The sequence below is a fragment of the Nostoc cf. edaphicum LEGE 07299 genome, from assembly GCF_015207245.1.
In the GTDB taxonomy this organism is placed as follows: domain Bacteria; phylum Cyanobacteriota; class Cyanobacteriia; order Cyanobacteriales; family Nostocaceae; genus Nostoc; species Nostoc edaphicum_B.
This window is the reverse complement of sequence record NZ_JADEXF010000162.1, coordinates 1-7,201: the sequence shown is the minus strand read 5'-3', so window position 1 is coordinate 7,201 and position 7,201 is coordinate 1. Positions and strand designations below refer to the sequence as shown.

6 protein-coding genes are annotated in these 7,201 nt (G+C 42.3%); 2 read left to right on the top strand and 4 right to left on the bottom strand.

Annotated elements, in window-relative coordinates; translation table 11 throughout:
- Window positions 1-459: 459 nt before the first annotated feature.
- Window positions 460-1,854, bottom strand: coding sequence for a TldD/PmbA family protein (locus tag IQ229_RS06900; protein WP_194042425.1), 1,395 nt, complete (start codon window positions 1,852-1,854; stop codon window positions 460-462).
- Between the two features lie 349 nt (window positions 1,855-2,203).
- On the opposite strand from IQ229_RS06900, the gene IQ229_RS06895 reads away from it, so the two are divergent.
- Window positions 2,204-2,521 (top strand): RNA recognition motif domain-containing protein, encoded by a 318-nt coding sequence (locus IQ229_RS06895; RefSeq protein WP_194042424.1) that lies wholly within the window; start codon window positions 2,204-2,206, stop codon window positions 2,519-2,521.
- Between the two features lie 120 nt (window positions 2,522-2,641).
- On the top strand, window positions 2,642-2,833 hold the full coding sequence (gene rpsU, locus IQ229_RS06890; RefSeq protein WP_069073774.1) for a 30S ribosomal protein S21: 192 nt from the start codon (window positions 2,642-2,644) through the stop codon (window positions 2,831-2,833).
- 337 nt (window positions 2,834-3,170) lie between these two features.
- Here the strand turns inward: rpsU and IQ229_RS06885 are convergent, their stop codons facing one another.
- The 3 genes from IQ229_RS06885 to IQ229_RS06875 form a co-directional block, all read right to left on the bottom strand.
- On the bottom strand, window positions 3,171-4,115 hold the full coding sequence (locus IQ229_RS06885) for a hypothetical protein (RefSeq protein ID WP_194042423.1): 945 nt from the start codon (window positions 4,113-4,115) through the stop codon (window positions 3,171-3,173).
- A gap of 62 nt (window positions 4,116-4,177) precedes the next feature.
- Window positions 4,178-5,662 carry a galactose oxidase-like domain-containing protein gene (locus tag IQ229_RS06880; RefSeq protein WP_194042422.1) on the bottom strand — a complete coding sequence of 495 codons (1,485 nt, stop codon included), beginning with the start codon at window positions 5,660-5,662 and terminating at the stop codon, window positions 4,178-4,180.
- Window positions 5,663-6,298: 636 nt separating this feature from the next.
- Window positions 6,299-7,201 (bottom strand): amylo-alpha-1,6-glucosidase (locus IQ229_RS06875; RefSeq protein WP_322743948.1); only part of this gene is annotated, 903 nt, incomplete at its 5' end.

Here is a 7,201-nt window from a genome sequence, read left to right as displayed (position 1 = left end):
ATATATACGTGGCTTTATTTCAGTTTGGATGCTTAAATTAAGAGTCTGAAATAGTCTTTAATTACGAATTACCTTAGCGCAGTAGTAGCGAGTCTGCAAGCAATCGATTATTAATAATTTTGGACTATCTAGACTAACTAACAGTAAATCCCCAGTACACGCCACGGAGGATTAGTGTGATGAATCAAACTAGAGTGGATATTGAATCAACTTTATCTAGACTAGCTATTTTTAACTACTAGCGCTACTACCTAGAGTTGTGAGTTAATTTCATACTTGGGAAGGATGTTGCTCACCTTAAAAGTTAAGCATTAACGTGAGCCTCGGTTGGAAACTCACGTTAAGCATTAGTGCAAAGCGATCGCTATACTCAATTGTGGTGTTCATCTGCTAGAGGTTATGGCAAAACCAATTCCTATTCTTTTGCAGATTATGATTCTTACGACTGAAGCAGATAGTTCATGTTTCCCCGCCAACGACTACATCTCGAATTCGGAGGCTAGGGCCACCACAACCCACTGACAAGCCATTTTGCCCTCCCTTACCACAACCGCCGGATTCATCCCAATAAAAATCATCACCAAGTGCCTCAATATCCGCTAAAGTTTGGAATACATTTCCCGAAAGGGTCACATCTCGGACAGGTTCAGCAATTTTGCCGTTCCTAATCATCCACGCTTCCCCAGCACTAAAGGTAAACATTTCCCCATTTGTCATTCCACCCAACCAATTACGGGCATAAACTCCTTCTTTGATATCGGTGAATAAGTCTGCAACTGGTGTTTTACCCCGTTCAATCCAGGTATTTGTCATCCGCACAATGGGAGTAAAGTGATAGTTGAGACAGCGAGCGTTACCCGTAGGCGTTTCCTCCAATTTGCCAGCAGTTTCACGAGAATGTAAACGTCCCACTAAAACTCCATCTTTAATTAGTTGAGTAGTCGTGGCAGGTGTGCCTTCATCATCGTAAAAATAGCTACCACGATGTCCTTCTGGAGCCGCACCATCAAAAATTTGCAGTTCTTCTGGGCCAAACCGCCGTCCGATAGTCATCACTTCCAGGAGATCGGGGTTTTCGTAAGCCATATCAGCTTCAGAAAGATGTCCGAAGGCTTCGTGGACGAATAAACCCGTGAGAATTGGGTCAATGACTACAGTGTAAGTATTGCCTTTGACCGGTGGTAGAGATAAAGCGGCGATCGCTCTTTGAGCAGCACCTTGTACCTGTTCATCCAAACTAGTTAAATCTTCGTAAGCTTTACGAGAACCAGTAGTTTCCCGTCCAGTTTGTACGGTTTCGCCATTTTTGGCGGTGGCGGCAAAGCGCATTTCCATATCCACCCAAGATTGTTCGATCGAAGTACCTTCTGAAGTAGCAATGATGACTTTTTGGGCACTGTCACCGTAACGCACCGAGGTAGTGGTAATTCGGCGATCAACGCTTTTAAGCAATTGGGCATAGCGATCGCACAATTGTTTTTTCTGCGAGAGTGGGATATTTCGGGGATCGGTACCTTTTAGGGGTAGAATGCATACTGCTTGCACCGGGTCAATGGGTGCAAGTAAAGTTTCTTCATCACCAACCATCCGCGCAGCTGCGATTGCTTCTTCTATGCGATCCTCGATTGTTGCCAGCTGGTTAAAGCAGCTCAACCCCCATCCGCCTTTATAACAAGCGCGAATATGTCCGCCAATGGAGATGCCTTCACTGAGGGTTTCTACCTTGTCGCCACGCAACAAGATATCAGTCCCTTCTGCTTCTTCAAGGCGAATCATCAGATAATCTACACGCTTAGAGTAGCGGGCGATCAGGTCAGAAAGTAAATTTTGTGCGTCAGCAAGTGTAGTCGGCATTTCCAATTAGTAACAATGACGAACTGCATTTATTTTGCAATTATTTGGGGAATTTCTGCTAATCAATATTATGAGGAGACTGAGTACTGAAGGAGATGAGTGAGTGGAAAAACAGGGGAGAAGTTGTTCTTCTCTGCGCCTTTGCATCTGTGCCTCTTGTGCCCAATCTCCAATCCCCAATCTTGAGTTACGGTGGGTAAGAACTCAATGATGTGCTAAGATAATCAAGTGAGAATAAAATTCGGTTACATTCTTTGTTTTTAGTATTGACAGGCTTTTTCCTTTTGGTCTTAACAAGCTTGCCTCCGAAATCTAAATCTCTACACACCTATGATTTTGGAGATAATGCATGTCAATTTATGTAGGTAATCTATCCTACGAGGTCACACAAGATGATCTCAATTCTGTGTTTGCCGAACATGGTACTGTAAAGCGGGTTCAGTTACCTACTGACCGTGAAACAGGACGTCCACGCGGCTTTGCCTTTGTAGAGATGGGCACAGAAGCTGAAGAAACAGCTGCCATTGATGCTCTTGATGGAGCTGAATGGATGGGACGCGACCTCAAAGTGAATAAAGCGAAACCAAAGGAAGATAGAGGTGGTTCTTTTGGTGGTGGCGATCGTCGTGGCGGCGGTGGCGGTGGATACAATAGATCGCGCTACTAAGCTTTAAGATCAGAAATTAAGTTTTAACGTCTAAAGGGCAGAATCATTATCTGCCCTTTTTGCGCTTCGGTCTACTGGATAGCTTAAATTGCCCAGTACCAATTAAGTAGGAGATGATAAATGACCCAAGTATTTGTGGGCGAAAATGAAGGAATTGAGTCAGCCTTACGTCGATTTAAGAGGGAAGTTTCCAAAGCAGGTATTTTTCCAGACATGAGAAAGAATCGTCACTTTGAAACGCCTTTGGAAAAACACAAGCGCAAAGAAGTCGCTCGACACAAACAACGCAAGAGAAATTTCCGTCGTAATTAATAATTAGGGATACCTCCGGTTAGCTACGCTAACACACTCTCTCATTAGATTCTTAGCTGTCGAAAAGGCGATCGCTGTACTCCAAAGGAGAATCTAATGAGCAAGTTCTGAACTTCGGCAACCTTTCCTGATATCAGCTATCTATCAAAATCATTATAATAAATTTGTTTGAGTTACTGCTGTTGTGTATTAATCAGAATTTCCAGAGTTAACTAATTAGAAAATCAGTCAACAATATTCTTAATTATAAGCTGCACCAATCAATGCCAATAAAAAGCCCTCAAGCAAAGATGAGGGCTAGGCAGTTTTTTTGCTAGAGATATGAGTTCAATTCTTTCTAAGCACGAGCACGCGTAATCTGAGCAGCATCAAAGTCTTGTAGCCGAGTCATATTTCCAGTGTTCTTATCAACAATAAACACAGCATTAGGTGTCTCATATCTCATAGCTCCAAATGCGAGGAGTTGACCTGTTGCAGAGCAAACTAAGCTTTGTAAGCCATTATTCCATGCTCGATCATTAACTTTCAATTGTCCTAGTCTGATGGGCTTTTTTTGATTTGGATCTAGCTGCACCAGAGTTGTCTCACCATACGCACCAGCTATAGAGGTATAAAGTATTCCATCTGGGCACTCAGCTAGATTGCTGACCCGCTCATCATCCAGGAATTTAACCTTACTAATAGGGCTTATCTCTCCTGTTTGAAGGTTAATATCTACCAATCTGATCGGTGGTGTACCGTTCTTCTTACCTACTAGACCAATGAGTCGCCCATCATTAGTACCTAGCAAGCTGCCAAGCTGTTGATTTGGTTTAAGTCCTGAGACTATCAAAGTTCTTACAGGCGTACCCAAAAATGTAATGCGAGTAGGTGTCGCCTGTCTCCGACTAAGCGCAACTGGAGTAATGGCTACAACAAGTGTGCCATCGTTTAAAGAGGTAAAACCACTCAATATTTCATTAGGCTCTAATAGAGGTGTACTTTTATCCGTAAGTACCTGAGCCTTTCCTGTCATTAAGGATTGCAAAACTAGTCCTACAGGCTTAATATCTGTGCTTACTGTGCTTACACTGTTTAGGGCAGTGTTCTCTACTAATTCAGTGGTGTTTACCTCTGTAATAGCCGTTTGGTCAATATCAACGATCGGGCTAGAACCTATACCTACAATATTTACACTTGGTGTTTCTGCCAAGGCTTTCTTGGTTAGATAACTAAGTCCAGATACTACAGTTCCAGCAAGTGCCAATTGTCCAAACCGTCGACGTGATAGCTTGTAATTCATATTTTCCTTCCTAGAATTAATGACTTTTATTAGGTAGCAGTGCGAACATAAACAGACATCCTCTAATATATTTGCGTCCAGGTTGCTACTGAGGGTGTTCCATTGTTGTCACTAATAAAAAGCATGTACCAGCCTGGGGGTGCAATGTTTCGATTGTTTGTTACCGTGACCCTAAGAGAAGTAGCGTTTCTAGAAATAATGGGTGCATCGACTAACCTTTGTTCTGTATCGCAGGAATGGGTAGTTGCTATTGGTCTAATAAAACTAACCCACTTAATATTTGCAGCTTGGGGTGTCTGAATCGTAAATTGCTGCCCGTAGGTAACAGTTTGAGGAGCGCTCTGAATAACTGGACGCGATCGCGACATATACGCAGGACTGTAGATTTCTAATCGCAGTTCATTGACCGTCCGTTGAGGGTTCCCTCCAGCTGCGACGACCCTACCATCTGGTAACAGGACGGCCACCGAGTGATATACGCGGGGAACAGTTTGTTTAGCTACTACTGTCCAGGTATTTGTAGCTGGATTGTAGATTTCTGCTGGCAGCATTGATTGTTTTGTGTCCTCATTCATTTTGCTACCATTGCAAACAAACACTGTGCGATCGGGCAACAAAACTGCGCTGTGATGCATCCGGGCATAGTTTAAAGGCTTTGCTGCTACGTAAGTTGGATTACTAGCTTTTAAATCGACAATATTTACCCTCTTGGTTGCTGTCTTACCACTACCCCCACCGAGAATCATTACCTTTTGATCTTGTGCAGGTGGTAAAAGAAGACTGGCAGCTTGATCGCCAAAAGCTATGTCTTGCAGCCCTGTCACCACTGTTTCTGTAATAGATTGTGTAAATGTCTCTGGCAGGGTTAATATCCTTGGTGTCACTCCAGTGCCACCCATCTGAGCACCTGAATAAAAAACTTTTCCACTACTTAGTAGAAACAGATGCGCGTATGGCGGTAAGGCACTAGTTGTTGGAAAAGCTTTCCAACCATTTGGAAACAAAGCAGAATAAATTTCTGGTTGTCTATTGAGCTTGCCATCTTTATCCGGCCCAGACACTGCTAAGACTCGACCGCTGCCTAGTGTTAACACAGTAGGATACCAGCGACCATTATTCATTGATCGTATCTTGACCCATTTCTCAGCAATGGGATCAAACATCAGAGCATAGGGTGAACCATAAAATGGGTCATAGCGCAAAGTTCCACCTGCAACTAGTAACTGACCATCAGGACGGAAGGAGTGACCAGCGCAAAAAATATCCATAGGTTGATTGTTACTATCCAATGGAGGCGCCTGACGGGAAAAGGTTCCCTTGTTGACATCCCAGACTACACTGTCATAGGGAGTATTTAACCGATTGGGATCGTTACCTGAGCCACAGAAAAAGAATACCTTACCAGTACGAAGTAGAGCGGCATGTATAGGTATGATTGGAGCATTGTACGACAATACTTGCCATTTATCTGTAGTAGCAGCCAGAGCAATGGAAGTCCCTAAATCTGTTGCCTCTTGAAGGTTAGTGTTGTTATTAGGTTGAGTCACTTTATTTACAATTCTTTCTAGGTGAACTTTATTTTTTGCACTTTATTTTATTAATTGATTTCTCAATTTATATTTATACTTCTTTAGGCTTATTTAGCGTTAAGATATGATGTGTTTCATAATAAGGAAATGTAAAATCATCTGTTATCAATAGTAATTGCGCTATCAATCATACATCCTGTAGAGTATCTAGATTAAGCCTTAACTACATTGCTAATATCAATAATACTACATCTCATGCATGAAGTTTTCTTGTGGAATATTTTCTCACAGAATAAAATAAATATTTTTGGTTTTGCGGTCTTAATTTGTGAAATCATCGAAAATCTCTAGTCACTTTTGGATAATTAGATAAATTAATAAAAAGCTTGTATAGTAAAGGTTTTGTAGGTTAAAATTAGCAACATTAATTTTTGAACGGATATTAATCAAGAATAATTATCCAAGACCATCTGTATCCCTACAACTATTTAATGTAGCAGGGTGGTTTCATACAAGCAGAGAAAAACTAAAACTGGGTTTCAAAGCCTCTTCCCAGAGAGGAGAGGAATGGAAGTGGGGTAAAAAGCCATACCACAAAACGAGAAATCAAGACTTATATATTTTTCTTTTTTCGGATGAAAGCACCTGCTACAACTATTTAATGTAGCGGATTATTTCGGCAACTGAGCAAGCTTGAGCGATCGCTCCTCTGGGTGTGTGAGGTGAATCGCCATCAAAAATCTCAGAGATAGAACCAAGACAAGCATCAAAGAAAAAGTGATCTAGCAATGGTTGCCAATTAAAAGGCAACGATTGTTGTGGATAAAAACGTTGCCAAGCCCGAATATATGGCCCAATTAGCCAAGTCCAAACAGTGCCTTGATGATAAGCGCGATCGCGTTGTTGTTGATTGCCCTCATATTTCCCTTTGTATTCTGGATCTCCTGGATCGAGACTGCGAAGACCATAAGGTGTGAGCAAGCTGGTAGTTGCCAAATCTAATATCTGACACCCTTGCTGTTCGGAAAACCCACAATGGTGTAATGACAACGCCAAAACCGCATTCGGACGAATTTGAAAATTCCGGCGATCGTCTGGCTCAATAGTATCGTACAGATAACCTAGCTGAGGATTCCAGAATTTTTGCAGTGAGGTTTTCACGTGTTGTGCTTGGTTAGCATAACGCTGTGCTTGCTTAGTGAGACGCACTGGTGAGCCATATTCCATTTGGCTCAGGCGCTCTGCCCACTGACTCAGCCAACATAAAGCAGAATACCACAGTGCATTGATTTCCACTGGTTTGCCGTAACGGGGTGTGACGGGGTGTGTCCCAATTACCACATCCATCCAGGTGAGAGCTACACTACGAGCATCCCAACTAACTAGCCCATCGGTAGCATCGACCTGGATATTAAAATGTGTACCACCGACAAACGCTTTATAGATTTGCTGTACTACAGGGAATTGCTCTGCCAAAAAATCCCAGTCTTGGGTAGCTTCTAAATAAAGTCCTAAAGTTTCAATCCACCACAATGCCGCATCAATACTGTTATAAAT